Raw genomic sequence first — 26,380 nt, 5'->3', positions numbered from 1 at the left:
ATGGTATGGCATCCACATCAATCGGTTTAGTTGAAACAAGGGGATTAATTGCCTCCATAGAAGCAGCAGATGCAATGTTGAAGGCGGCAGACGTGGAACTGGTGGGAACGGAAAAGATCGGTTCCGGGCTGGTGACCGTTATTGTAACCGGAGAAGTCGGAGCAGTTAAGGCGGCTACCGAAGCAGGGGAAGCGGCGGCTTCCAGAATCGGAGAGCTGGTAGCTGTCCATGTGATTCCCAGACCACATCAGGATATAGACAAAATTCTGCCAAAAGCAAAATAGTGATAATAGTTCCGGCAGAAAAGGTGGGTTATCATGAAAAGAAACGGAAACGCCATAGGAGTACTGGAAATAAATTATTACGCCAATACAGTTTTTGTGGTTGATCAGGCGCTGAAAGCGGCGCAGGTGGAACTTGTAAGCTGTCATAAGACACTGGGCGGCAGGATGTGCCATACTGTGCTGGCAGGCGAGACATCAGCAGTTTATGCGGCAATGGAAGCGGCCAGAGATTCCGGTCGGATCGTGGGCGAGAGCAACATAAAAGTATGTGTCTCCATTAATAACCCGCATCATGAGGTGTGGAAACTGCTAAATATGATAGACAGACATGAGGAAGAATCAAAAACTGAGACAGGTAAGGAACATGAAAATGAAGATAAAACAGGAGGAGAAGGAAATGGCAGAGATATCGGTTAAGAAGGGTATGCTGGCACTGGGAATGGTTGAAACAAGAGGTCTGACCGCATCCATTGAAGCGGCAGATGCCATGTTAAAAGCAGCAGATGTTGAAATGGTGGGAACAGAAAAGATTGGCTCAGGTCTGGTAACCGTTATGGTACAGGGAGATGTGGGAGCGGTCAAAGCAGCGGTAGAAGCAGGCGAAGAGGCTGCTTCCAGAGTGGGAGAACTGGTGGCTGTTCATGTAATTCCAAGACCCCATAATTCCATAGCAGGAATTATCCCGCTGATTAAATAAGGAATCAGTGTCTGATGGATAACAGGGAAGAACTGATACAGAAAATAACAGAAATGGTTCTGGAACACTGGAACCGGTTAAGTACTGATCCCTATCAGGTTCCGGTTGGCATATCGGCAAGACATGTACATTTATCAAGAGATCACGTGGAAACACTGTTTGGAGCAGGATATCAGCTGACACCAGAAAAATTATTAAGCCAGCCTGGACAGTTTGCATGCAAAGAACAGGTTGAGGTCTGCGGTCCCAAAGGGTTCATTAAGAAAGTCCGGATTCTGGGTCCCGAAAGGAAACAAAGTCAGGTTGAGATGGCGTTGAGTGACTGCAGAATCCTGGGCATTAAGCCTCCTGTCAGGACTTCCGGAGATTTAAAGGAAACTCCGGGAATCCTGCTTAAGGGCCCTGTGGGAGAAGTCTCTTTAAAAGAGGGTGTTATCATTGCCGACCGTCACATCCATATGACCCCGGAAGAGGCCAGCTGGTTTGGCGTATCAGATGGGGATCGGGTGAATGTGCTGGTTCCCGGAGAAAAAGCAGGAGTGCTTGGACGGGTTCTTGTCCGGATTACCAGTGAGAGCCGTCTTGATTTACATGTAGATACAGATGATGCCAATGCATTTTTGCTCAGACAGGGGCAGTGGGTCACCATTAGAAAGGATGATGCCAGATGATATTAGGAACAATTATGGGGACTGTGGTTTCCACAAGAAAGTGCAGAAATCTGGTGGGGTTTAAGCTCCTTTTAGTGGAACCGTATTACGGAGAAAAAAAGAATATATTTGTGGCGGCTGATACCATGGGAGCCGGAATCGGGGAACTGGTGCTGGTAACCACGGACAATACGACCCAGTTTGCCCTTGACCGATCAGCACCAGTTGATGCTTTTGTTGTGGGTATTGTAGATGCACCTCCTCAATTGGGGAAATAAACAGAGGGAGGGAGTTAATATGGAGCAGGAGATATTAAAGGTTCTAGCAGTTGCAGATCCGGCAGTAAATGGTTATCTGGATAAGAAATTGGGGATTCTGGACGGATATAAGGAAAACGTGGAATTTCAAATTGTACCGTGGTCAGAGTATTATGACAAAATGATGGAATCCCTTACCGGAAGCGGTGATTATGACATTATTATGGTAGCGGGTCATTTATGGCTGTCTGATTTTGTAAAAAAGGGCTATCTGGCAGAACTTGAGCTGGAAGAGGAGGATATCCTTCCTGCCATTGTCAGGGAAATGAGCTATCAGGACAAGGCATACTTATCACCTTCTTTCTGTGACGGTCATATGATTGTGTACCGTAAGAGTCTGATTAATAAGGTGCTTGGAAAGGAACTGGAACCTGTCATCACGCCACAGGAATACCTGGATACGGCAAAAGCTTTAGCGGCAGTATATGGGAGAAAGGCCGTGGCAATGAAGGCAGATTCCTCAGAAATATTTACCGATGCACTTCCTTTTCTTCGCATGTATGGAGGAGATGCTTATGATTCAGAAGGAAATCCAATCTGTGGAGATGAAAAGGCCATAAGAGGGCTTCAGTCTTACTGTGAATGTAAGTCATATGCACTGGCAGGTACGGAACACTTTGCAAATGAAGAAATTGCTGATGCAATCCGAAAGAAAAAGGCTGTCATGGCAGTAACTTGGAGCGGGCAGCTTGGAGCTGTATGGGAGAATGGATGTCTGGAGCCGGAGGATTTAGGCTTCAGTACATTTTCAACGGCTTGGAATGTGACGTGGTCCTTTGCCATCTGCTCAGAAAGCAGGAAACGGGAAGCTGCCAGCGATTTTTTAAGATATCTTCGTTCTTCTGTAATTGACTGTAAAACAGGAAGGCTAAGCGGTGCTCCTGTAAGAGAATCAAGCTATCAGAAAGGTAACGCTCCATGGTTTCCGGTGCAGAAAATGATGATTGAGTCTGCAGGACCTCTCCCTCATATAAACCGGTCAGGGGATAAAAATGCAATCCTTTATCAAAAAATCTACCAGGCTTTTACAGGAGAATTATCAGCCAGGGAAGCAATGGAATCAGCAGAGCGGGAAATAGCTGATATAACCTGATGGGGGACAATTTATGAAGATTATTATAATTGGAGGAGTAGCGGCAGGCATGAGTGCCGCATCCAAGATACGCAGGATGAATTCTGATATTCAGATAACCGTATACGAAAAGGGCGGATTCCTTTCCTATGGTGCGTGCGGGCTGCCTTATTATGTGGGAGACTTTAACGAGGATTACAGAAAAATGATTGCCCGCAGCCGCAAGGCCTTTGACAAGATGGGGATAGAAACGTTTTTAAGGCATGAGGTGATAAGAGTTGATGCTGGGAAAAAACAGATTATGGTAAGGGATCTGGAATCCGGCAGAGAGTTTGAGGACGCTTATGATAAGCTGATGATTGCCGTGGGGGCAGAGGCAGTAATTCCTCCTTTTCCCGGCAGAGAGCTGATGGGAGTCCATGCATTAAAGAATATGGAAGACGGCATCTTTTTAAAGGAATATTCCAAAATGGAAAAGATCCGGAATGTAGTTATCGTAGGAGGGGGCTACATTGGTGTAGAATGCGCCGAGGCTTTTTTACATATAGGTAAAAACGTACGCATGATAGAAACGGCCTCCAGAATTCTGGCGTCGTTTGATGAAGAAATGACTGTGCTCGCCCAGGAGGAACTGTTAAAGCAGGGGATAAAGCTTCATGTCAATGAAAAGGTGGAGGCGTTTGAAGGCGACGGATTGTATATCAATCGCGTGATTACGAATAAAGGAAGCTATGATGCAGATTTAGTGATTGTGGCAGCTGGCATAAGACCCAGTACAGAATTTCTAAAGGATACCGGAATAGAAAGAGGAAAAAACGGAGCAATAATCGTAGACAGGGAAATGAGAACATCCATACCTGATATTTATGCAGCAGGTGACTGTATTCTGGTCTATCATGAAGTTCTAAATGAAAACAGCTATCTGGCTCTTGGAACGGTTGCAAATAAATGCGGAAGAATCGCCGGAACAAATCTGGCAGGAGGCAGTGAAGTATTCCAGGGAGCACTGGGCTCTGCGGCTGTTAAAGTATGCGGGCTGGAACTGGGACGGACCGGCATGAGCGAAGCCGATGCGAAACGCCTCTCTGTGGATTATAATACGCTGCTTGTTACCGTGAATGATCATCCGGCTTACTATCCTGATCCTACGCCTATTACAATTAAGCTGATCTATGAAAAGGGAACCAAACGTATTCTTGGTGCCCAGACCTGCGGAGAAAAAGGGGCAGTTCTCCGGGCGGATGTATTTGCCGTGGCCATTCACTGCAAGATGACAACGAAAGAATTGGGAATGACGGACCTTATTTATGCGCCTCCGTTTGCAGGCGTCTGGGATGCCATACAGATTGCATGTAATGCGGCTAAGTAGGGGAACAGGCTGGAAAGGGGAGTTCATGAGCAAAATAATATCAATGCAGGAAGCGGCAGCCCTGGTCAGTGACGGGTCAGTTCTGGGAATTGGCGGGAATGTGCTTCACCGCGCGCCTATGGCTTTTATCAGAGAACTGGTACGTCAGAGAAAGCGTAATTTAAAACTGGTGAAAACTGCGGGCGCAATGGATGTGGATATGCTGTGCCTGGGAGAATGCGTAACCAGCGTAGATGCCGGGTTTATCAGCTATGAAAGTGAGTTTTCACTGGCAATGCATTACAGAAAGGCAGTGGAAAGCGGGCGGGTAAAAGGAAATGAGCATGCCTGCTATACCGTTATTTCTGCACTTCGGGCAGCCAGCTATGGAATTGGTTTTATGCCGGTAAAAGGTCTGACAGTCAGCGATTTAATTGAAGAAAATGATTATTTTACCAGGATACAGGATCCGTTTACCAATGAAATGGTTACGGTAGTGAAAGCAATTCGTCCGGATGTGGCAGTGATTCATGTTCAGGAAGCAGATGAAGACGGTAATGCAAGAATTGCAGGTCCGCAGTTTGAAGATGTCCTGCTTTCCAGAGCTGCAAAAAGTGTGATTCTTACAGCAGAACATATCGTTCCTGGTTCTTTATTTTCCAGCGGTACAAAAAAAGCGGACATTCCTCATTTTCTGGTTGGTGGAGTGGTTCATGCAGCAAAAGGTGCTGCCCCCTGTTCCTGCGCGGGGAGCTATGATATTGATGCAAAAGGTATTGGTATATTTAAAGAGATTAAGGACCAGGAGGGTCTGGCCGTTTATCTTTCAGCATATGAAAAGGCGGACCGCAGAGGCTGGGGAGGTAAAAATGATGGAAAGAGATAACCGGATCTGTGATATTATGGTGTGCGCAATGGCACGCATGATTCAGGATGGAGATAAAGTATTTCACGGAGTGTCTTCCCATATGCCAATGATTGCGGTGCTCCTTGCTAAGGAACTCCATGCTCCCCATGCTGTGCATTTAAACATACCGGGAGGAGTCGATCCGTCCCCCAGAAAGCTTAAAAAATATACCAGTGCAGGCAGTGAGCTGTTAGATGGTGCAAAATCCTGCTTTCCTCTTATGGAGGTATTTGACTTATCAATGAGAGGAGGGCTTGATATGGCATTTTTAAGCGGTGTCCAGTTTGATATGAGAGGCAATGTGAATGCGTCAGTCATTGGTAATTATCAGAAACCAAAAGTCAGGCTTCCGGGAGGTGCAGGAAGTGCAGTCCTGATACCGACTGCAAAGCGGGCTGTTATCTGGAGAACAAAGCATGATAAACGGACCTTTGTAAACCAGGTGGATTTCATTACAACAAAAGGAAATGTAGACCGGATTGTAACTCCTCTTTGCATCTTTAAAATGGAAAATGGAGAACTGGTTCTGGATACCATACACGAAACTTCATCTCTTAAGGAAGTACAGGATAACACCGGATTTCCTGTTAAATACTCACGAATCGCAATCACCCCGTCTCCAACTAAAAATGAGCTTTCTGTATTAAAACGGATCGACCCGGGTGATTTCAGAAATATAGAATTTTAGGGAGAATTTACTATGGGGCTTTTAAGAGTGAATGCAGTTGCAACCAGTTTTTTTGGAAGGGGATCCATTGGAATGCTGCCTGCGGAACTTAAAAAAAGAGGTTTGAAACGGGGACTCATTGTAACAGATCAGTTTCTGTTTAAGAGCGGAGCTGCGGATAAAGTGGGGCTATTTTTACTGGAAGCAGGAATCGAGTATGCGGTCTATTATCTGGTGCAGCCCAATCCTGCAGTGGCAGTAATTAATGAATGTCTGGAAGCAGCAAAAGCTTTAAACGTTGATTTTCTGACTGCGGTTGGCGGCGGATCCGCCATTGACACAGCCAAGGCAGTCAGCATTGTACTGGAAAACGGCGGGCGGATTGAAGATTACGAGGGAATAAATCAATCTGACAGACCTGGAATACCTGTTGTGGCAGTAAATACAACGGCCGGAACAGGTTCAGAAGTCACATCATTCTATATTGTAACCAATCCGGACAAGCACACAAAAATGTGTATGGTGGACACCAATTGTATGGTGAGTATCGCTGTCAATGATATTGACTTTATGATGAGCATGCCCAAAAATCTGACAGCATCTACTGGAATGGATGCAATGACACATGCAATTGAGGCGGCAGTTTCAAAACGGTGTACACCTTTTACAGATAAAGATGCCCTTTGGGCAATCGGGGTTATCAGCCGCTATCTTTCCCAAGCCGTAAAAGACGGAGGAAATGAAACTGCCAGAGAAATGATGGCTTATGCAGAATACAGCGCGGGAATGGCGTTTTCCAACGCGGGGCTTGGGATGGTTCATGCCATGGCACATTCTCTGGGGGGGCGGTTCAACCTTCCCCATGGTGTCTGCAATGCCATTCTATTACCCTATGTAATGGAATTCAATGGAAGTAATAAAAACATTGCTGAGCGTTATAAGAAAGTGGCACAAAGCCTGGGCATAGAGGGAGCAGAGACCATGTCAGGGGAACAGGCTGTAAAGGAGGCGGTTTTCTGGATCAGAAAACTGTCAAAAGCAATCGGACTGGAAGAATGCTTAAGTGAGCTTTCTGTGGATCCCGGTGCTTTTGGCGAGCTGGCTGACTTTGCAATGGCTGACGCCTGTATGGACGACAATCCGTTTCAACCATCAAAGGAAGAAATTATTGGGGTATATGTAAACGCTTATTATGGGATTTCATCAAAATAGGAGAGGGCGAAAGAATGAAAAAGTTAATGAATGATCCGGAAAATTATGTAAATGAAATGCTGGAAGGAATCTATCTGACACACCCAGATCAACTTACCTTTACAGGAAATGATCTTCGTTGTCTGGTAACGACCCAAAAGACAGCAGGGAAGGTTGGAATTGCCACAGGAGGCGGATCCGGACATCTTCCTTTGTTTCTAGGCTATGTTGGAGATGGGATGTTAGATGGCTGCTGCGTAGGAGATGTGTTTCAGTCGCCAGGCGCCAATCAGATGCTGGAAGTGACAAAGCGGATAGACGCAGGGGCTGGAGTCCTTTATATTTACGGAAATTATAACGGGGATATTTTTAATTTTGATATGGCTGCTGAGATGGCGGACATGGAAGAAGGAATTCGCGTGGAACAGGTGGTTGCCGGAGAAGATGTTGCCTCTCCGCCAGCAAAAGATGGAGGGAAGAATACCAGAAGAGGAGTTGCAGGAATCTTCTTCGTGTATAAATGCGCGGGTGCAGCAGCGGCCTTAAGAAAAGATCTTTCGGAAGTAAAGCGGATTGCAGAAAAGGCAGCTTCAAATGTAAGAACTATGGGAGTTGCGCTGACACCCTGTACGGTACCAAGAGTGGGTCATCCTGGATTTGAGATTGCTGAGGACGAGATGGAATTAGGTATGGGGATCCATGGAGAGCCAGGAATCCGCCGGGGAAAAATGGAATCTGCAGATCAGATTGCAGAGGAAATGGTTGATAAAATCTTAAGCGATATTTCTTATGAACCAGGGGATGAAACGGCAGTTCTTGTAAATGGTCTGGGGGCAACACCACTGGATGAGCAGTACATTGTAGCAAGAAAGGTTCATCAGATACTAAAAGAAAAGAATATCCGGGTTCATCGCTGCTATGTGGGAGAATATGTTACTTCAATTGAAATGGCGGGTTTATCCATCTCTCTTTTAAAACTGGATGAAGAGCTGAAAGGTTATCTGGATGCCCCGGCAGATACGCCGTTTTTTAAGCAGAAATGAATGGAGAATAATATGAATCAGCAGGAACTGATTGCCATGCTGGGCAGGATCAGCAAAATAATGGAAATAAACCGGGATTATCTCATAGAACTTGACAGTGTAGTGGGAGACAGTGATTTAGGCTTAACCATGTCTGACGGGTTCCGTTCTGCCTATGATTCGGTATCTGATGGAATGGAGCCGGATCTTGGAAAACTGCTTTACAAGGCAGGTAAAACCATGGGCAATAAGGTTCCCTCAACCATGGGGACATTAATGGCTGCGGGTCTTATGCGTGCAGGAAAAGTTTTAAAGGGAAAAACGGAACTTACGGATCAGGATGTTGTTTCTCTGTTTCAGGCATATCAGGACGGAGTTGCTGATCTTGGTAAGGCAAAACCAGGAGAGAAAACTTTTCTGGATGGATTTCTGCCTGGAATAGACGCGCTGGCAGCTGGCTTAAATGCTGGTATTTCTCTTGAGATGGCCTTCCAGGAGGCAGCCGATGCCGCGTGGGCAGGATTTGAAAATACCACGACTATGGTTGCGGTTCATGGCAGGGCGGCAACAAGAGGGGAAGCTTCCCGGGTATTAAAGGATCCGGGGGCCGCCGTGGGTGCTCTGATTATGAAGGCAGCTGCCAATAGATAAATCTGGGAAGGAACTTTTCTCTAACCTGTACAAAGATATATATTTATGATATACTAACTCCAGTTAGTTGAGACTTACTAAAGACGGGAGGTACTCATATCATGAGTAAATACAAGAGAAAAAGTATACTGGCAGCTGCAGCGTTATCTGCTTTACTGCTTACTGCCTGCGGAGCAGCAAATAAAGGAGCAGCTCCCGAAGCTGGTTCAAAGGTTACCGAACAAGCCGAAGAGACGACTGCAGGCAAAGACACTAGAGTCATTAAGATGGAATATGGAGATGTAGAAATACCGGCCAATCCAAAGCGGGTGGTAGTTGCATTCTTCCAGGGGGATTTACTTGCACTTGGGATTCACCCGGTAGGCACCTCCTTTAACGACGACGCTGTATTTGAACAAGAGCTGGGAGACATTACTGTTGTGGATGCTTTTGAGTTAAATCCGGAAGCTATTATGGAGCTGGATCCTGATCTTATTATCTGGAACAACACAGATGATTATGAGAGCCTGGCAAAGATTGCACCAACTCTGGCAAGAAATTATTACGATATGGAAGTAAAGGACAGGCTTGCATTTTTCGGAGAGGTATTTGGAGTACCGGAAAAGGCAGAGAAGATTATGTCAGACTTTGAGAAAAAGGCAGAAGAATCTAAGAAACAGCTTTCTGAAAAGGGACTGGCGGATAAGAATGTTATACTTCTGGAAAACCAGACAAAGGGAATATTAAGGGCCTTTGGCGATAATTATGGACGAGGCGGCGAGATCATTTATCAATACTTAGGTTTAAAAGCACCGGAGAGAATCCAGAAAGAGGTTATGGATCAAGAGGGGGTGAATTTCATAGATATTTCCTATGAGACCCTTAAGGATTATGTAGGAGATTACATATTTTCTGATGAGAGGATAGCTGAGCTGAACGGTGTGGAGGTGTGGGAGAGCCTTCCGGCAGTCAGGGAAGGTCGACTGGTGCAAAACTCCAGCGGAATGTTCTGGTTCAGCGATATTACGTCCATGAACGCACAAATGGATTTTATTATGGATTCTTTACTGAAGACAGTGGAAGGGAAGTCCCGTTAAAGTAAAGGGTGAAGGCACTCAAATCCTCAGGGCAGATATGTTGCTCTGAGGATTTTTTGCTGAGATTTTTTATAAAAGGTCTTTACTAAATATAATTTATCTGATAGGATGAAATTGTTAAAATCTAAATTCATTTCTATGATTATATTATTTTTCTAAATTTTTAGTATTTAAATTAATTTCCCTTTAAACGTATTATTTGCTTTTTATCTTATTGTAATGATCATTATTCTAAATGACTATTTTTCTATTTTTTTTGTGTATTCTATTTCAATTTCCCCATGTTGTTGTGTGCATTTACAAAAAATCAATAATTCTTTTTGAGAGGAGGTACCAGGTCAATCAACGAAATGAATGAGATGATTTGAACAGGAACTATTAATATAAGAGAAACAACTAAATAACAAAAGTATCTCCTCTGCCAAATTCGGACAGGGGAAGAATGGAGGAAAAAATGAATCGGGTATTTTTAATGGGAAGGCTGACAAGAGATCCGGAAGTGAGATATTCACAAGGAGAACGTACAATGGCAATTGCCAGATATACACTTGCTGTTGACCGCCGAGGACGCAGGAACCAGGACAGCACTGAGCCAACGGCTGATTTCATTAACTGCGTATCATTCGATAAGACAGGAGAATTTGCAGAAAAATATTTCCGCCAGGGAATGCGGGTGCTGGTGTCCGGAAGGATACAGACCGGAAGCTATATAAACAAAGATGGCATAAAGGTTTACACATTTGAAGTAATTGTGGATGAGCAGGAGTTTGCTGACAGTAAGAACTTTACATCAGGAGAAAGTCAGGTACCAAGGCCCGAGCCTTCCGGTGCAATGGGAGATGGATTTATGAATATTCCTGATGGAATTGATGATCCGGATTTGCCGTTTAACTAAATTGGCTATGACAGCTAAACATTTTATAATCAACACCGTATTTTTAATCTTCCTGTCCTTAATAACTGGTCCTGTTCTGTCATACGGGGCAGAAAAATCCATTGAAATAAGAAAAGATATCAGGTCGGGCGATGTTTTAACAGTTGATTCCCCAGCGTTTGTGGGCAGTGCCAAAGAATATGCACCTTTGGAAACTGTAATGAAAGAGGGAAAAAAATATCATTTAACCAACAGTGAGATTTTAGATATTTTTACAGAAGAAAAAACTGAATATTCGGAATCCTCGATTTTATATGAAGGAGTGGAGTATATTGACCGTATGCCGGAAACGGCATGGGTTCAGGTAGTAAATGAAGATTTGAAGCTGAAACAGACCGTAGAACTGCCTGTAGTTTCTCAGGTGGAAGAATGTTTCTACTGGGACTACGATTTTACATTTCCCATAGAGGTTTCCGGTTATCAGGAAGATACCTATTTACTGGGGAATAGAGAAATCCCCAACGGTGTACCGCTAACAGACTATGCAGAAGAATTTTTGAAGTATTTAAATCTCCCTGGGGACTATTATCAAATAACGGGTATTGTCTGGACTGGAGAACCGGTAGAGCGAAATGGGAATATGGTCCGTAACGCTCAGGCGCAAGGGAGGAAGCTGGTTAAAAATATCAGAGCTGTATATGGTGGGGAGGTCACAGTTCCGCCTGTGCAGGCCCAGATTTACCGAGGGATTTATGAGGAGGACAGGACCGAAGACCAGACAGATCCGCTAATTGATAAAAACAGTGAGACTGCCGCTTATGAACGCCAGGCATGGGATGGATACCAAAAGATAGTAAGATATATGATTACAATAACCATTACAATGACAGTATTACTATTGCTGCTGATCGTCATACTGATTCTGCATAAGAAGAAAAAAAAGGCGGAATCTGAATCTGAGCCTGACTCGCAATTGGATTAAAAAGAAGCCTGTCTATGTGGATTAAATATCAATGGCTGACATATATTGAAACAAGCAATTACATAAATGAGGTGAATTCGTACTGCATGAGAGTGGAAAATATTTATCCCGTCTATAAAACCATTCAGGACCGGGAGAATCATGTGCAGAAGGTATATGAAGAGCTTCAATTAGTTTTTTTTCATAAATCACAATCCGAAAAAAATGGTTCTCTTTTAGTAAAAGAGCAAATGGTTCATATAAAGAAGGGAAAGTAATAAAGCCATATGGATGCGATTTATGCCAGACAGTCAATTGATAAAAAAGACAGCCTCTCCATTGAGACCCAATTAAGTTTTGCCAGAAGTATGGCAATTGGTGAACCCAGATTATACATAGACAGAGGGATATCAGGGAAAGACGTGGTACACAGACCGGAATTTCTTAAATTGTTAAATGATATAAAGACGGGTACGATTAACCGGATTCTTGTTTACAAACTTGACCGGTTTACCAGGTCGCTTCTGGATTTTACCAATACCTGGGAATACATGAGCAAATATAAGGTTGAGTTTATTTCTGTTACGGAAAATTTTGATACCTCCACTCCCATAGGAAAAGCAATGATATTTATTATGGCTGTGTTTGCCCAGATGGAGCGTGAGCAGATATCAAGAAGAGTCTATGATAATTATTATGACAGGATTGAACTGGGGCGATGGCCAGGAGGTCCCGCCCCCTATGGTTACAGCAATACAACAGTCACTCAGGGAGATAAAAAGGTGTCTTCATTAAAATTAGAGGATAACATAAAGATCCTGGAAGAGATTATGAAGGTTTACGCTTATCCCACCACCAGTCTGGGGGATATCAGACGAATGATGGCAACCAGACAATTACCTGGACCAAACAGCCAGAAATGGTCAGCCTGCTCCATCGGGCGGGTACTTCGAAATCCAGCCAGTGTGAAATGTGATCATGCCGTTTACACATACTTTAAAAAACTGGGAGTAAACATGATTAATTCCCTTTCTGACTTTAATGGGGAGCACGGTGGTATGCTGGTAGGAAAAAAAGGAGCGGTGACAAAAGATGCTTTGGATTCCAGGGAGGCCACCTTTGCCATTGGGAACTGGCCTGGATATATTAATTCTGAGCTATGGCTTCGCTGCCAGAGAAAACTGGATACCAATGAGAAGGTAGCTTCCAATGACGGGCCCCGCAACAGCTGGCTGACGGGACTGTTAAAATGTGCAGACTGCGGCAGAGCAATTATGGTTCGTAAATACAAGCGTAAATCAGATGGGGAAACAGTCCGTACCATAAGGTGCCGCGGAAAGGATTTTCTGGATTGTGATTTAAAACCTCAGATGAGAATTGAACAGATTGAGGGTTCTGTACAATCGGAACTGCAGAAACTTCTTGACAGATGCAAACCTGCTCCCATCGAGACCAACAATGGAACCAATGAACTGGAACTGGAACTGATCCGGATTGAGGAAGCAGTTGGAAATTTAATGCAGGTTTTGAAGACAAAAACAGTCAGCCCACTGACAGTGGATTACGTTAATAAAGAACTGGAAGAACTTTCGGAGAAAAAGAAAAAACTGTTGGAAGAGAAAGAACGGTTAGCCTATGAATCCGTATATCCGGAAAAGATTATATTTTCTCAGTTAAGTAAAGAAGACAAACGGGCTGTAGCTTTTTCTTATCTGGAAACAGTGGTGGTCAGGGAAGATTATATCAGTCTTAAATGGAAAGTGTGATCGCTTATGGGATGATTGCGTGCAGGCGTGCAGAACGGAAATAAATTTAAAGTTAAGTTAAAAAAGGTTTTGTTCGCAATTTTATGAACAAAGCCTTTTTTATTGCAGATAAATTAAAAAACTATGAGATAAATCAATTATATATTTTTAAAAAATATGATATTATAGTGTAAAAGATTGAAAACGGGAGGTACTATGGAAAATCATATAAAAATAATCGAAGCCATAAAAGAATACTGTCTCAGTCATCTTGGTGCCTATGAAGCCAGGCCATTTGGAGAATATCCAATCTGTTACAAGGTCATGGGGAAAATATTCGCCCAGCTTAACCCCCAGGAGAATTTTTATAAAATCACCTTAAAATGTGAACCGGAAAAAGCATATCTCTATCGTCAGCTCTACCCGGGGGTAATAGTAAGAGGATACCATTGCCCTCCCGTTCAACAGCCCCATTGGAATACCATTGATTTAGATGCATTTTCAGATCAGGAGTTTCTGTTTCAGATGATTGATGAGGCATATGATTCTTTAATAAGTAAGTTCAGTAAAAAGGCGAAAGATAAACTTAGCAATCTGTCAAAGATTGAATTTAAGGATACAGATGGAGAAGATCCTGATTTTGTGATGCTATGCACAAAGCTGGACCAGGCGCTTGATGAAATAGTGGGAAAACAATATCAAAGAAGTAAGTATCACCAGTTCAATCAGAGAGACAGCATACATGATGTAATTGTGGCATACAACAATGGTGAACCAGTTGCATGCGGAGCATATAAACGGTTTGATGAAAATCATGTGGAGATAAAGCGGGTCTATGTGGATCCGTCACAACGTCATATGGGGATGGGAGCGGAAGTAATCCGAAGATTAGAGGCAAAGGCTAGAATTAACGGTTACAAATGGTGCGTTCTGGAAACAGGGCGGCTGTTGGAAGCGGCTCATATGATGTATAAAAAAGCAGGTTATCAGATTATTCCAAATTATGGTCAGTATGCCGGTATGGAGGACTCCATTTGCATGGAGCATAAGATTTGATGGGTGAACAAATAATGGAAAAATATAAACTTGGATTAAAGAAAAAATCGTTTTCTCTGTCTTATAATGGTGGAGAAATATGGTGTGAGCACTTGGATTCCCTTTGTGATCAGACAGAATTATTGAAACAGAAATTCATGGAGGATTTATTACAAATTCAAAAGCCGTCTTCCAGTTCATTTATAGCCGTGGTTGTGAATGAATCAGATATTGATGGTGAAATTCTGGATCAGATAATAAATGAATTTTCCAGTTTAAAGCGGCAGCTGCGTAAGGTTGTGTTTATAGGTCTGACGATGAAATTGAAACGATATGTAAAAAAAAGAAGTGCAGATACTAATTTTCTAATGGTTTGTATGGATGATCTGGAGAAAGCAAAAGAGTGGCTGGTCGGGAAATCTTGAAGGAGTATTATGAATAATAAAGAAGTCATGGAAATCGCTATGCAGCAATCTGCGATAGATAGTAATTGCTGTATAGAGGATTTTAAGAGTAATGAAAATAAGGTTGTACGTTCTGTAAAGAATCCCAGGGCCAGAAAATATTTAAAGCTCCCTTTTTTCTGTGATTTAACTTCTTATGGAAACAACATAGTTGCGTCTTCTTCCGAAGAGTTAATAAAGGAAGTGGAGTGGTACATAACAAAATATCAGGTTGAGCACTGTTTTGAAACACCGAATCTACATAGATTAATGGAAAGATTAAAGCCTTATCATCTGAATGTCTGTTTTATGGCAGAGTATTTTTTACCCGATATGGAAGTATTAAAACCGTTACCCTGTCAATATGATACTAAGGTTATGGAACCTGGGCATTTTGCAGAATACTATCTGCCGGAATGGAGCAATGCTTTATGCGAAAAGCGGAAAGAACTTGATAGTCTGGCTGTAGGAGCATTTGATAACGGGAAACTGATCGGACTTGCGGGAGCATCTGCCGATTGTGATACCATGTGGCAGATCGGTATAGATGTAATGCCGGAATATAGAAGACAGGGAATTGCTTCCAGTCTTACAAGCAGACTTGCTTTAGAAATATTGGGAAAAGGAATTGTTCCATTTTATTGCTGCGCATGGTCAAACCTGAAATCTGCCCGAAACGCCATAAAAAGTGGGTTTCGGCCGGCATGGGTACAGATCACGGCAAGAGAGGACAGTTATATTGCTGAAATGAATGAATAGGAAATTAATAAAAACAGATATATAGAGAGGTAACGTATGGTTATAAATATGGAGTTTTTAAAGGGTGAAGATATTTACCTTAAGCTGGACAAAAAGACGGCTGGTAATATCCGTAAGCAATGGCTTCCGGCCTATCATTTTACAATCTGTGATATGCATGGAGATGAGGTAGGCGGTTGCGATTTACGAATTGGATATAACAAAAATGCATATTATGGCGGCAATATCGGGTATCATATAGATGAGAAATACAGGGGTCACCATTATGCGGGGAAAGCCTGTTTGTTACTGTTTCAGTTAGCGAAAAAACATAAGATGGATTATCTTATTATCACCTGCAATCCCGATAACCATGCTTCAAGGAAAACCTGTGAATACGCTGGTGGAACATTAGAAGAGATTGTGGAGATACCAGAGGATAATGATATGAGAAAAATCGGAGAAACGGAAAAATGTATCTATCGATTTAGTTTGCTAAATTATTAAGATTAGTGAGGTGATTTACAATGAAAAATGAATTACACATCTTTTTCGATTATATCTGTCCGTATTGCCTGAGAGCGCATAACTATCTAAAGGAACTTATGCCGGAGTACCCGGATCAGACCATAGTCTGGCATCCTTGTGAATCTCATCCAAGACCAGAACGGTTCGGTCCCCATAGCGATCTGTGCATACAGGGTTATTTTTATGCACTGGAACATGGAGTTGATATTATAGAATACCATGACCGTATGTATCAGGCGGTTTTCCAAGATCATGTTAATATTGAAGACATTGATGTTCTTGGCGATTACGTCAGTGATCTGGTTGATGTTGCTAAATTTAATTCTTCATTAGAACAGGGAACCTACCTTGAGAAACTGAAAGAATCCAATGAACTCGCGTTTGAACATTCCGGTGTATGGGCAGTCCCTGCGTACAGGATGGGAGATATAAAATTGGATGCAGTTGAAAATGTGGGGGTTACCAAGGAGCAGATCCGGCATTTATTGAATATTTGAGTAGGACAGGGGACGCGTAATGAGACTGAAAAATGATATGATATTACAAATTAATAAGGCTGCCAAAGGGGATGCAGCTGGGATGGTGGAATTTCTTAATCTTATAGGTGGAGAAAGTGATAATTTATTATTTGGAGCAAATGGTTTTCAAATAACGACAGAAGCGGAAGAGATTTTTATAGAAAACCTACTGGAGTCTGATGTTTCTGCTCTGTTAGTTGGAAAAATCGAAGATGAAATTGTCTGCGTAGGCAGTATAATGACTTCACCGAAAGAAAGAATCTCTCATCAGGCGGAACTCTCTATTTCAGTTAAAAAGAAATACTGGGGTTTCGGTATAGGGACGTACTTAATGGAAGCAATGATTTCGTTTGCTAAAAGAAATGGGCAGACAGAGATACTGCATTTAGGCGTGAAAAACGATAATATAAATGCTATTAATTTATATAAAAAAATAGGCTTTCATGAGGTTGGCAGGCATAAAAATTTCTTTAAAATTGACGGTAAATATTACGACGAGATTCTTATGGATTTATATTTATAATTACTGGAGGAAGCAACAGAATTAGGTACTATCAGAATTAAAAAGAATTTGAGTCTGGACACTCCGGATTTAATTTCATGGTGTAAAAATAAAGTTAAGAAAGCATAGATAGAAAAGGAAAGAACTGGTATGTGGCTGTTGACGGCTGCATTTTAACTATTAACGCATATAGTTTTACCGTCATTACTGCTCATAAAAAGAAATAAAAAGCATATGTCCAAAACGATGGGAAAAGTTCTCTTAACCAGAACGGGGGTTAAAACGATGCAAGTGTTTGTTGTGTATTGCCATCCAAGTAAAAAAAGCTTTACTCATGATATGAAACAGGAGTTTTTAAAAGGTCTAAACGATGCAAATCACAAATTTATTGTTTCTGATCTGTATGAGATGAATTTTAATGAGGTAATGTCAGAAGATGAATATGAAAGAGAGGCCTACTATAGTACTGAAACTCCGGTAGCTGACGACGTAATGGAAGAACAACGTAAAATTCAGCAATCTGATGCAATCGTATTCATTTATCCTGTTTTTTGGACGGAGGCTCCTGCAAAATTAGTAGGGTGGTTTGACCGGGTATGGACAAGCGGATTTGCATATAATCCAAATCCACAGATGAAAATACTTAAAAAGGCATTATTTATGGTATCTGCAGGAAAAACGATGGAATCACTGGAAGAAACCGGTGAATCCAATGCAATGAGAATTGTAATGCTGGGTGATCGAATCAGAAACAGAGCTCTTGAAAAGGAACTGATTATATTTGATGGCACCACCCATTGGGATGAGGAGCAACGAAACCTGCGAATAGCCGAACATCTGTTAAATGCGTATCAGGCAGGCTTAAATTTCTGACCAAATTAAGTTACATTTTAAAAGCATGCAATTTGTATTAAACGGTAAAATCCCGGGGGATGGTTATTATATGAAGATTGAAAGTACAAAACTGAAGGAAGTTAAAATTATTGAATATGATTCGAAGTCTGATAACAGAGGGTATTCATACTGCATTTATAACAAAGGCCAGCTGGAGCAGTCAGAAATAAATTTCGATTACATAGAGGAGCGGGTGTATTTTTCAGAAAAAGCAGGTACACTCTATGGCATCCATTTTCAGAATAATCCCAAACCCCAGACAAAACTTTTGTATTGTATCAAAGGCAGAGGTATTGATTATGCAATTGATTTACGAAAGGCCTCTCCTACGTATTTACAGTGGGTTGGAGTGGAATTAAGTGCTGAAAATAAAAAGCAGATCTATATTCCAAAAGGGTTTGGTCATGTCTTTTTGTCTCTTGAAGATGGCACGATGAATGTAATGCGTTTTGATGAACCTTTTGATCAGCGGTTTTCTCGCCAGATTGCATATAACGATCCTGATATTGGAATCAAATATCCCATAGACAATCCCATACTGGCACCTCATGACAGAAGTGCCTCGATGTTAGCGGAGAGTGATTTGAATCTATAATGGAGGAGTGAATATTGAACAAAGAAGAATTTAAGAAGATAGAGGAATTTATGCTGGTCTGTATGAAAGATTGTGCTCATGATAGGGATCATATTTATCGTGTACTCTATTTAGCTTTGGAGATTGCCAAATATGAAGAAGATGTAAATATTGATGTGCTGATCGCTGCTTGTCTTCTCCATGATATAGGGCGGCAGGATCAGTTTGATGACTCCCGGATCAGGCACGAAGTGGCAGGCAGCAAAAAGGCATACACTTTTTTACTCGATAATAATTGGACAAAAGAATCCGCCCGCCATGTATCAGACTGCATTTTGTCTCACAGTTACAGAGGCGGTAATTCTCCAGAGAGTATTGAGGCAAAGATCCTGTATGATTCTGATAAATTAGATGCAACAGGTACGCTTGGAATTGCCCGAACATTATTGTATTTAGGAATTGCATCTGAGCCCCTTTATTCATTGGGTGACGATGGAACTGTTTTAGATGGATCTAATGATACACAGCCATCTTTTTTACACGAATATAAATACAAGCTGGAAAAAATATATGATGAATTTCATACTAAAAGGGCGACTGAAATCGGCAATGAGCGAAGGGCATCTGCAGCTACTTTTTATAACAATTTGCTGAATGAGGCTCGAACCTGTTATACATATGGAATGGATGAATTTTTTAAGATAATAAAATAAACGGTGTCTTAATAAAAAAATTTATGCTGGAGGCTGAAATGGTAATTACGTATCGAATCCCAACACAGGCTGATATAAAGAAAGTCAGTGAACAAATCATGCTGAGTTACGTGTCCGCATATGAAGGTTTAATGAATCATGAATTTTTATCTACACTGAAAGCAGATCACTGGGAGCCTATTCTGCTGGAGAGTATTCAAAATGGGGACACCTGCCTCATTGCAGAATATAATGGAAACATTATCGGCAGTACTGTGTTTGGAACTGCTATGGTCGATGGCAAAACCTATGCCCAATGGCATGCATTTTATCTTTTACCCCAATATATCGGCATTGGTGTTGGCCATTTGTTCTATCAGGAAATTGAAGATGAGATGGTGCGTCAAAAATGTATACGCTGCACACTGGAGGTATTATCATCCAATGATCGGGCAATCAAATTTTACATAAATCATGGTTTCAAAAAATCAGAAACTTTTGAAGTGGAAGAAAATGACATGATATTATTATGTTATAAAATGACAAAAGACTTCGGGTAAGGAGTATTTATGGAACTGGAAATGAAGGAAGATGATTTGACCGTGAAAGATTATCAGAGGCTTAGAGCATCTGTGGGATGGAGTATATTACCAAAGCAGCAGATTGAGACTGCATTAAAGAATTCACTAATTACCATAACCGTTAGAGATCAGGAACAGGGGTTTCGTATCCGGCCAAGTGACAACAGGGGCGCTGGAATGGAGATGATATTACCCGTTCACCAGGATACTGGAGCATAGCTGGAAAATTGAAGTATTATAAATCCATAATGAAAAAAGGGGGAAGATTCATGGTACATCTGGTTTACTGCGAGAATCAGGGCAAAAAAGGAGAACGTGTCTTAGATAAAATAATATCCGGTACAAAGACAATGGTGGTAAGAGGGGCAGCTGGACGTAAAATCCCTCATAGCAGAGTATTTGAAGATGAAATAGTTTATTTTATGGAGAAAGGAACCGGTGAAATCTCTGCACATGCCGTTGTAAAATCTGTTCAGAATTATGTAAAGCTGGCAGATGAGGAAATAACAAAAATATTAGAGGAGAATCAGGACAAGCTCAGTCTGACAGATAAGCAGAAAGAGCGTTGGCATAAAAAATGTTTGTGCCTGGTTGAATTTGACGAAGTCTGTCAGATCGAACCACCGCTGACCTTTGACCATCAGGGAAATATGGATGACTGGCTGATTATTGATAAGATTGAGGATGTGGTTGTAGGTACCAGTATCCCTTATAACTATGAAAAATCCAGGTTTTAATATTTTTAAAAAGTAACTGCTGATTTCATTTAGTAAAGGACATACAAAATGAATCCATCCAGATTAGAAAAAGGAGACACCATAGGTATTATTTCTCCCTGTCATACGGCAGAAAGGGAACGTTATGTGCCATTTCTTGCTGGTATCAGAAAACTTGGATATCAGGTAAAAGAAGGAAATAATTTATATAAAAATACATATGGTTATGCTGCAAGTGAGCAGGAAAGAGCGGATGATTTTAACAACATGGTTTTGGATCCCGAAGTTAAAATGATCCTGTTTGGCGGAGGCAATGTGGGGAATGAATTCCTTCCAGCTATTAATTTTCAGGCGGTAAAAGATAACCCAAAGATTATCTGCAGCTACAGCAATGGGACTACAATCTTAAATGCGGTTTATGCCCAGACCGGTTTAACGGTTTATTATGGACAGTTTCCTGGTGTGTTCCAAAATTTAAGTCATTATGATTTGAAACAGTTTCAGGCACATTTTACAGGTGAAACTCCATTCGTATTTGAGAAAAACAGTGAATGGTCAGCTATCAATGAAGGGGTATGTGAGGGGACTCTCATTGGAGGCTATACCACACGTTTTGCCTGTTTAACCGGAAATAAGTATTTCTCTTTAGATAATAAAAAAGATTATATTGTATTTCTTGAAAATTACGAAGCTTTCAATGAACCTTCAAAAATCAGTGCTCATTTAGCGCAGATTGAGCAGGGTGAGATAATTGAGCATGTGACGGGTCTGCTTTTTGGACATTACTCTGAAAAAATGAATGAAGAGCTGACAGATATTCTGACTCGTTTTGGAAAGAAAAATGGAATACCGGTCATGTACTGTGATGACTTTGGACATGGCAAAAATCATGGGATACTGCCAATCGGGATTCAGGCCAGAATGAATACTTGTAAGAAAACGCTGGAATTTATAAATTAAATGATTATCCGTCAGCGAATGTTAGAAATGAAAGGAAATGAAAACAATGTTTCGTTACGTACATACAAATATTATTGCGAGTGACCCTGATAAACTGATTATATTTTACAAAGAAGTGTTCCACTGCAAAAGTATTGGCGAGGAGCGGGATTTAAAAGGGCAGTGGCTGGATAAGTTAACAGGTTTACATAATGCTCATATTACTGGAGAACATCTGTTGTTGCCGGGATATGGAGAGGATCACCCTACGCTGGAGATATTTTCCTATGATGCAGTCAGAGAGTCCGTGATAGGTGAAGTAAATCGCCCTGGTTTTGCCCATATTGCATTTGAGGTAGATGATGTGGAAACGACCCTGGAATTAATGATACGTGCCGGAGGAAGCCAGGTGGGAGAACTGGTAACTGCAGATTATCCTAACGATACGGAAGCTGTCTTTGTTTATGCCAGAGATCCGGAAGGTAATATCATTGAGCTGCAGAGTTGGAGGCAGAAAAGGGACTGACTCTATTTTTCGGCAGAGGGGAGTGAAAGCAGTTATGCTGCATTATGAATCGCTAATTCACATGGGAAGAGAAGAAATATACCAGTCATTTTTAAAAGCTTTTTCCGATTACCAGGTTCCTATGAATATGACTTTTTCTCAATTTGAAAAAATGCTGAAGCGGAGAGGATTTGATCCCAATGTATCGGTAGGGGCTTTTGAAGAAGACAGCCTGGTAGGATTTATCCTAAATGGATGCAGAACGTGGAATGGAAAAGCAACTGCATACGATGTGGGAACCGGAGTTATACCGCAGTTTAGAAAGCAGGGAATCACCAATCATATGCTCCAGACAGCAAGACAGAACTTTGGTAAATCAGGAGTAGAACAATATGTCCTGGAAGTTCTGACAGCCAATACCTCTGCTGCAAATATTTACATTAAAAATGGATTCACAGTTGAACGAGAATTTTTATGCTGCCAGATGGATTGGGGAAAAAACAGAACTGATTTGTTACAGCAGGCAGAACAGGTTATGGATCCGGATTGGGAATTGTTTGTTAAGTTCTGGGATTACCAGCCTTCCTGGCAAAATTCCATACAATCGATAGAGGCGGCGCGGGAGAACTTTGATATCTCGGCTGTACGAATAAATAATTGTATTGTTGGTTACGGAATAATTGATAAATCAACTGGTGAAATTCCTCAGATTGCTGTGGATAAGAATTGGAGAAACAAGGGCATCGGCAGCATCATACTGACAGATTTAATAAATCAAACCAGCTCAAATCAAATAAAGATACTGAACATTGATACCCGTGGGGATGCAATGCTTCAGTTTATTACAGCTACTGGTTTTTACAATACAGTAAATCAGTATGAGATGAAACTGGAATTACGATAAAAAAGAAGAAAAACAGGAGAGGATCAATAAATCCAGGGGAAATAGTTGGTGTGGGCAACACTGCAACTGTATATGAGTGGGAAAACGGAAGAGTAGTAAAGCTTTTTCGTGAGGGATATCCTTATCAGGATGCAATACGGGAATATGAAAATGCCATGGCTGTTAATGATATGGATTTTCCAAAACCCAAAGCATATGAATTTATTACATATGAAGGGAAAAATGGTATTGTTTATGATGAGGTAACGGGGGAATCCCTCCTTGACTGGACCTTAAGAACCGGCAATCTGCAGGAATGTGCAATTCTTATGGCAAAAGCCCATGAGGCCATATTAAAACACCATATCAGAAATGTGCCGGATTATAAGGATTTCTTGATTCATCAGATTAAGAAAGCTTGCATAACAAAGGAAGAACGGCTAAAAGCCCTTCATCTGGCTGAACAGCTGGAGGATGGTACAACGCTGTGTCATGGTGATTTCCACCCAGGTAATCTAATGCTGTCCCTGGGCAGCATATCTGTCATAGATTTTATGAATATCTGCAGGGGAAACCGGCTCTATGATATTGCCAGAACCGTATATTTAATTGAATACACACCGATACCAGCCGGTGCAGATAATCCGGAGGAGATAAGAACTATCAAAGAGACACTGTCCCGGTTTTATCTGGAACAAATGAATTTAACGAAAGATGATATAAAAGATTATCTGTATGCCATCTCTGTTGCACGAATGGGTGAATGTCCGAAGGAGCAGGAGGCGGCGGGAAGAGAGGTGCCATAAAATGAATATTCTATTTGAAAACAGATACGATACGGATGATAAAATGTTATCAGAATATGTACATAAGGTATTGTGTAAAAGAATTTATTTCATGGGAGCAGTATTTGCTCCCATTGCGTTTATCATGGCAGGAATTACAATGATGAAGAAGGATTACATTCTCGTTACAGTTTTTGGAGTTTGTCTGTTTATCCTTATTTTTACAATTCTGATTACGCCCCCTTTCACCATAAGGCAACTGAAAGAAAGCAATAAGCGGCTGCTTAATGGAAAAGATCCTGAAGCAGTAATACAGTTTGGAGATAATATAAAAATTAACCAAGGGACTTTTTCAATGACAATGGAATATAATCAGATTCTTAAAATATATGAACTAAAACATTCCTATGTCTTAATGTTTGCAAAAAGCAGCGGAATCATCTTAGATCCGGCTGGTTTCACAGTAGGTGATTTTAATGCATTTAAGGAGTTTATCAGGGCGAAAACAGCTTGACCAAAGCAATGCTGGAACATATGTAATATAGGTATTGCATTGTTGTTACAATGTATAATAATTGAAATATTTATGAATAAAAATGTAATTGTTAATTAATGATCAAAAATATAGTGAATATTAAGAATTAGAGGCTTATTCGACCCACATTTTTGTCGATATTATCCACAAGAGCTGAAGAAGTACCAGCTGACTAATATTGTGGAGGTAAAAGCTATGAACATCATTAAAAATCTAAAAGTTGCAAACAAATTATGGCTGATTATTTTTCCCGCGATCTTCGCACTCATATTATTGCTGGTGTTTTTTATCTATCGATCGAACCAGATTATGGAAGATTCAAAAACGGCTTTATACGATGAAGTTTTTGTCAGTACCGCTGAAATTTTAAATGCAGACCGTGATTTTTATCAGGCGGCCATTGCTCAAAAAGAGTTGTATTTAAACATGAATAAATTAACAGAGGAAGACAAAAACAAACTAATTGCCGATTATGAAGAAAATATCAAACAGGTTCAGGATCGTGTTACCTCCGCACTTGATAATGTAAAATCCAACGAAACACTTTACCGGAAATTTCCCCATTCCACTGCAAATGTTACCTTAGAGCAGTTAAATACAGCATTTCAGACAGATTTTCAAACATGGCTGAATGCATATGACATAAAAAACGGAACGGGAGATATGGTAATGTCCCAGTCCAGCTTCGCCAAAGCAAGGGAAAATATTAATCTGATGACAGAACTGCTTGAGGATTATGCCAAAACCCGTTCTGCTGAAATTGAAAGCAGCGTAACCCATAGTATACAGACATCGGTTGCCGGCATAGCAGCAGTAATTTTTATCATTGCTCTCTTTTCCATTCAAACCATCCGTTATTTAAAGACAAATATCCAGTACATTACTGGAATCAGCAAGCGGATTGCCCAGGGGGAATTATCTCTCGAGTTAGATGAGAGAAGGATAACCAAAGATGAGCTGGGGCAGCTGTGTGTTGCAACCGGACAAACACTCCGGCAGCTGAATGAATATAATTCCTATATTAATGAGATTACGCAAGTTCTGGATATTATGGCCGGAGGAGATATGAGAATTACGCTGAGCCAGGAATATACAGGCAGGTTTTCCTCTATCAGGAATTCCCTGCTTCGAATTTCTTCCTCTCTTAATAAGACCCTGACTACGATTGCGGATTCCTCCAGACATGTAGATTCCAGCTCCAGACAGATTTCTGATACAGCACAGTCACTGGCTCAAAGCACAACAGAGCAGGCAAGTTCTGTAGAAGAATTATCTGCTTCCATAGCAGATGTATCCCAACTGGTACATAAGAATGCTGCCAGTGTGGCAGAGGCTGCCGATTATATCGGAGAAACAGTTATGGATATTAAGGAAAGCAATGCTTCCATGAAGCAGATGCTGGGGTCCATGGAAGACATCGGTAATTCCTCCGGAGAAATTAATAAGATTATTGCAGTCATTAATGATATTGCATTCCAGACTAATATTCTCGCATTAAATGCTGCTGTGGAGGCAGCCAGAGCAGGCTCTGCAGGAAAAGGCTTCGCAGTGGTTGCAGATGAGGTGCGAAACCTGGCTACCAAATCGGCCACAGCAGCGCAACAAACCTCTTCTCTTATTGAAGATTCTATAAAAGCTGTATCGGATGGTTCCAAACTGGCAGAAAACACGGCAGCTGCTCTGGAACGGGTTTCCTTAAAAGCGTCTCAAATTAATGAGATTATACTTAAAATTAAAGAGGCATCCTCGGAACAGGCTATATCTATTTCGCAGATCAACCAGGGAATTGAACAGATCTCATCTGTTGTACAGACCAATGCTGCTACTGCGGAGGAAAGCGCCGCATCCAGTGAGGAACTGTCCGGGCAGGCGGCTCTGTTATACAGTGAGGTGGGTAAATTTAAGCTGGCGGATGTATGATATCCTCTGATTTCCAAATTATGAAAAAACAGTAATAGAAGCCCGGACTGTTATTTTATGGTCCGGGCTGTATTGATTTTTAGACACAGGTTCTGTTGTTATATTTTACTGCTTAAGCTATAATGTTTTT

At 41.4% G+C, this 26,380-nt stretch carries 34 protein-coding genes and 1 pseudogene; all 35 read left to right on the top strand.

Going from position 1 to position 26,380, the window contains the following annotated elements; translation table 11 throughout:
- Positions 1-5 precede the first annotated feature (5 nt).
- Positions 6-284, top strand: a complete 279-nt coding sequence (locus tag ABS301_RS18880) for a BMC domain-containing protein (RefSeq protein WP_104439175.1) — start codon at positions 6-8, stop codon at positions 282-284.
- A gap of 33 nt (positions 285-317) precedes the next feature.
- Positions 318-701, top strand: a complete 384-nt coding sequence (locus ABS301_RS18875; protein WP_349673687.1) for a BMC domain-containing protein — start codon at positions 318-320, stop codon at positions 699-701.
- The gene (locus ABS301_RS18870) at positions 682-981 is read left to right on the top strand and encodes a BMC domain-containing protein (RefSeq protein WP_104439173.1); all 300 of its coding nucleotides are present in this window, start codon (positions 682-684) and stop codon (positions 979-981) included. Before ABS301_RS18875 ends, ABS301_RS18870 begins: the two co-directional genes overlap by 20 nt.
- A 14-nt stretch (positions 982-995) precedes the next feature.
- Positions 996-1,652 carry a phosphate propanoyltransferase gene (locus ABS301_RS18865; RefSeq protein ID WP_349673686.1) on the top strand — a complete coding sequence of 219 codons (657 nt, stop codon included), beginning with the start codon at positions 996-998 and terminating at the stop codon, positions 1,650-1,652.
- Positions 1,649-1,909, top strand: a complete 261-nt coding sequence (locus ABS301_RS18860; RefSeq protein ID WP_349673685.1) for a EutN/CcmL family microcompartment protein — start codon at positions 1,649-1,651, stop codon at positions 1,907-1,909. Before ABS301_RS18865 ends, ABS301_RS18860 begins: the two co-directional genes overlap by 4 nt.
- 19 nt (positions 1,910-1,928) lie before the next feature.
- Positions 1,929-3,041, top strand: coding sequence for an extracellular solute-binding protein (locus ABS301_RS18855; protein WP_349673684.1), 1,113 nt, complete (start codon positions 1,929-1,931; stop codon positions 3,039-3,041).
- A 13-nt stretch (positions 3,042-3,054) separates the two neighbouring features.
- Positions 3,055-4,389: a CoA-disulfide reductase gene (locus ABS301_RS18850; RefSeq protein ID WP_349673683.1), complete on the top strand. Its 1,335-nt coding sequence runs from the start codon at positions 3,055-3,057 to the stop codon at positions 4,387-4,389.
- Between the two features lie 25 nt (positions 4,390-4,414).
- Complete coding sequence (locus ABS301_RS18845; RefSeq protein ID WP_349673682.1) at positions 4,415-5,254, top strand: CoA transferase subunit A; 840 nt, start codon at positions 4,415-4,417, stop codon at positions 5,252-5,254.
- A complete protein-coding gene (locus ABS301_RS18840) occupies positions 5,238-5,963 on the top strand; it encodes a CoA-transferase subunit beta (RefSeq protein WP_349673681.1) in 726 nt (241 codons plus the stop codon). Before ABS301_RS18845 ends, ABS301_RS18840 begins: the two co-directional genes overlap by 17 nt.
- A 12-nt stretch (positions 5,964-5,975) precedes the next feature.
- Positions 5,976-7,154, top strand: coding sequence for an iron-containing alcohol dehydrogenase (locus tag ABS301_RS18835; protein WP_349673680.1), 1,179 nt, complete (start codon positions 5,976-5,978; stop codon positions 7,152-7,154).
- 14 nt (positions 7,155-7,168) lie between these two features.
- Positions 7,169-8,176: a dihydroxyacetone kinase subunit DhaK gene (locus ABS301_RS18830; protein WP_349673679.1), complete on the top strand. Its 1,008-nt coding sequence runs from the start codon at positions 7,169-7,171 to the stop codon at positions 8,174-8,176.
- Between the two features lie 12 nt (positions 8,177-8,188).
- The gene (locus ABS301_RS18825; RefSeq protein ID WP_349673678.1) at positions 8,189-8,806 is read left to right on the top strand and encodes a dihydroxyacetone kinase family protein; all 618 of its coding nucleotides are present in this window, start codon (positions 8,189-8,191) and stop codon (positions 8,804-8,806) included.
- A gap of 101 nt (positions 8,807-8,907) precedes the next feature.
- Entirely contained in the window at positions 8,908-9,882 is a 975-nt protein-coding gene (locus tag ABS301_RS18820) for an ABC transporter substrate-binding protein (protein WP_349673677.1), read from the top strand.
- 454 nt (positions 9,883-10,336) lie between these two features.
- Positions 10,337-10,777, top strand: a complete 441-nt coding sequence (locus ABS301_RS18815) for a single-stranded DNA-binding protein (RefSeq protein ID WP_349673676.1) — start codon at positions 10,337-10,339, stop codon at positions 10,775-10,777.
- Complete coding sequence (locus ABS301_RS18810) at positions 10,743-11,738, top strand: hypothetical protein (RefSeq protein WP_349673675.1); 996 nt, start codon at positions 10,743-10,745, stop codon at positions 11,736-11,738. The genes ABS301_RS18815 and ABS301_RS18810 overlap by 35 nt, the downstream gene beginning before the upstream one ends.
- A 266-nt stretch (positions 11,739-12,004) precedes the next feature.
- The gene (locus tag ABS301_RS18805) at positions 12,005-13,483 is read left to right on the top strand and encodes a recombinase family protein (protein ID WP_349673674.1); all 1,479 of its coding nucleotides are present in this window, start codon (positions 12,005-12,007) and stop codon (positions 13,481-13,483) included.
- Positions 13,484-13,678: 195 nt separating this feature from the next.
- Positions 13,679-14,518: a GNAT family N-acetyltransferase gene (locus ABS301_RS18800; RefSeq protein ID WP_349673673.1), complete on the top strand. Its 840-nt coding sequence runs from the start codon at positions 13,679-13,681 to the stop codon at positions 14,516-14,518.
- 14 nt (positions 14,519-14,532) lie between these two features.
- Positions 14,533-14,922, top strand: coding sequence for a hypothetical protein (locus ABS301_RS18795; protein ID WP_349673672.1), 390 nt, complete (start codon positions 14,533-14,535; stop codon positions 14,920-14,922).
- A 9-nt stretch (positions 14,923-14,931) separates the two neighbouring features.
- A complete protein-coding gene (locus ABS301_RS18790; RefSeq protein ID WP_349673671.1) occupies positions 14,932-15,699 on the top strand; it encodes a GNAT family N-acetyltransferase in 768 nt (255 codons plus the stop codon).
- Positions 15,700-15,735: 36 nt separating this feature from the next.
- Entirely contained in the window at positions 15,736-16,185 is a 450-nt protein-coding gene (locus ABS301_RS18785; protein ID WP_349673670.1) for a GNAT family N-acetyltransferase, read from the top strand.
- A gap of 20 nt (positions 16,186-16,205) precedes the next feature.
- Positions 16,206-16,703: a DsbA family oxidoreductase gene (locus tag ABS301_RS18780; protein WP_349673669.1), complete on the top strand. Its 498-nt coding sequence runs from the start codon at positions 16,206-16,208 to the stop codon at positions 16,701-16,703.
- Positions 16,704-16,722: 19 nt separating this feature from the next.
- A complete protein-coding gene (locus ABS301_RS18775) occupies positions 16,723-17,247 on the top strand; it encodes a GNAT family N-acetyltransferase (RefSeq protein WP_349673668.1) in 525 nt (174 codons plus the stop codon).
- 3 nt (positions 17,248-17,250) lie between these two features.
- Positions 17,251-17,453: pseudogene (locus ABS301_RS18770) on the top strand (DUF3781 domain-containing protein).
- A 58-nt stretch (positions 17,454-17,511) separates the two neighbouring features.
- Positions 17,512-18,099 (top strand): NAD(P)H-dependent oxidoreductase, encoded by a 588-nt coding sequence (locus ABS301_RS18765; protein ID WP_349673667.1) that lies wholly within the window; start codon positions 17,512-17,514, stop codon positions 18,097-18,099.
- A 70-nt stretch (positions 18,100-18,169) separates the two neighbouring features.
- A complete protein-coding gene (locus ABS301_RS18760; RefSeq protein ID WP_349673666.1) occupies positions 18,170-18,715 on the top strand; it encodes a dTDP-4-dehydrorhamnose 3,5-epimerase family protein in 546 nt (181 codons plus the stop codon).
- Between the two features lie 14 nt (positions 18,716-18,729).
- Positions 18,730-19,407: an HD domain-containing protein gene (locus tag ABS301_RS18755; protein ID WP_349673665.1), complete on the top strand. Its 678-nt coding sequence runs from the start codon at positions 18,730-18,732 to the stop codon at positions 19,405-19,407.
- Between the two features lie 38 nt (positions 19,408-19,445).
- Positions 19,446-19,946 carry a GNAT family N-acetyltransferase gene (locus ABS301_RS18750; RefSeq protein WP_349673664.1) on the top strand — a complete coding sequence of 167 codons (501 nt, stop codon included), beginning with the start codon at positions 19,446-19,448 and terminating at the stop codon, positions 19,944-19,946.
- 9 nt (positions 19,947-19,955) lie between these two features.
- Positions 19,956-20,186, top strand: a complete 231-nt coding sequence (locus ABS301_RS18745; RefSeq protein ID WP_349673663.1) for a hypothetical protein — start codon at positions 19,956-19,958, stop codon at positions 20,184-20,186.
- A gap of 50 nt (positions 20,187-20,236) precedes the next feature.
- Positions 20,237-20,704 (top strand): hypothetical protein, encoded by a 468-nt coding sequence (locus ABS301_RS18740; RefSeq protein WP_349673662.1) that lies wholly within the window; start codon positions 20,237-20,239, stop codon positions 20,702-20,704.
- A gap of 48 nt (positions 20,705-20,752) precedes the next feature.
- On the top strand, positions 20,753-21,643 hold the full coding sequence (locus tag ABS301_RS18735) for a S66 peptidase family protein (RefSeq protein ID WP_349673661.1): 891 nt from the start codon (positions 20,753-20,755) through the stop codon (positions 21,641-21,643).
- A gap of 46 nt (positions 21,644-21,689) precedes the next feature.
- Complete coding sequence (locus ABS301_RS18730) at positions 21,690-22,148, top strand: VOC family protein (protein ID WP_349673660.1); 459 nt, start codon at positions 21,690-21,692, stop codon at positions 22,146-22,148.
- On the top strand, positions 22,114-23,031 hold the full coding sequence (locus tag ABS301_RS18725) for a GNAT family N-acetyltransferase (protein WP_349673659.1): 918 nt from the start codon (positions 22,114-22,116) through the stop codon (positions 23,029-23,031). The genes ABS301_RS18730 and ABS301_RS18725 overlap by 35 nt, the downstream gene beginning before the upstream one ends.
- A 50-nt stretch (positions 23,032-23,081) precedes the next feature.
- Positions 23,082-23,816, top strand: a complete 735-nt coding sequence (locus ABS301_RS18720) for an aminoglycoside phosphotransferase family protein (RefSeq protein WP_349673658.1) — start codon at positions 23,082-23,084, stop codon at positions 23,814-23,816.
- Between the two features lies 1 nt (position 23,817).
- Entirely contained in the window at positions 23,818-24,309 is a 492-nt protein-coding gene (locus ABS301_RS18715) for a YcxB family protein (protein WP_349673657.1), read from the top strand.
- 216 nt (positions 24,310-24,525) lie between these two features.
- Positions 24,526-26,250, top strand: coding sequence for a methyl-accepting chemotaxis protein (locus ABS301_RS18710; protein WP_349673656.1), 1,725 nt, complete (start codon positions 24,526-24,528; stop codon positions 26,248-26,250).
- Positions 26,251-26,380 lie beyond the last annotated feature (130 nt).

The organism is Lacrimispora sp. (assembly GCF_031982545.1).
In the GTDB taxonomy this organism is placed as follows: Bacteria; Bacillota; Clostridia; order Lachnospirales; family Lachnospiraceae; genus Lacrimispora.
Note: the sequence above shows the minus strand (reverse complement) of the source record. Positions and strands in the feature narration are given on the sequence as shown.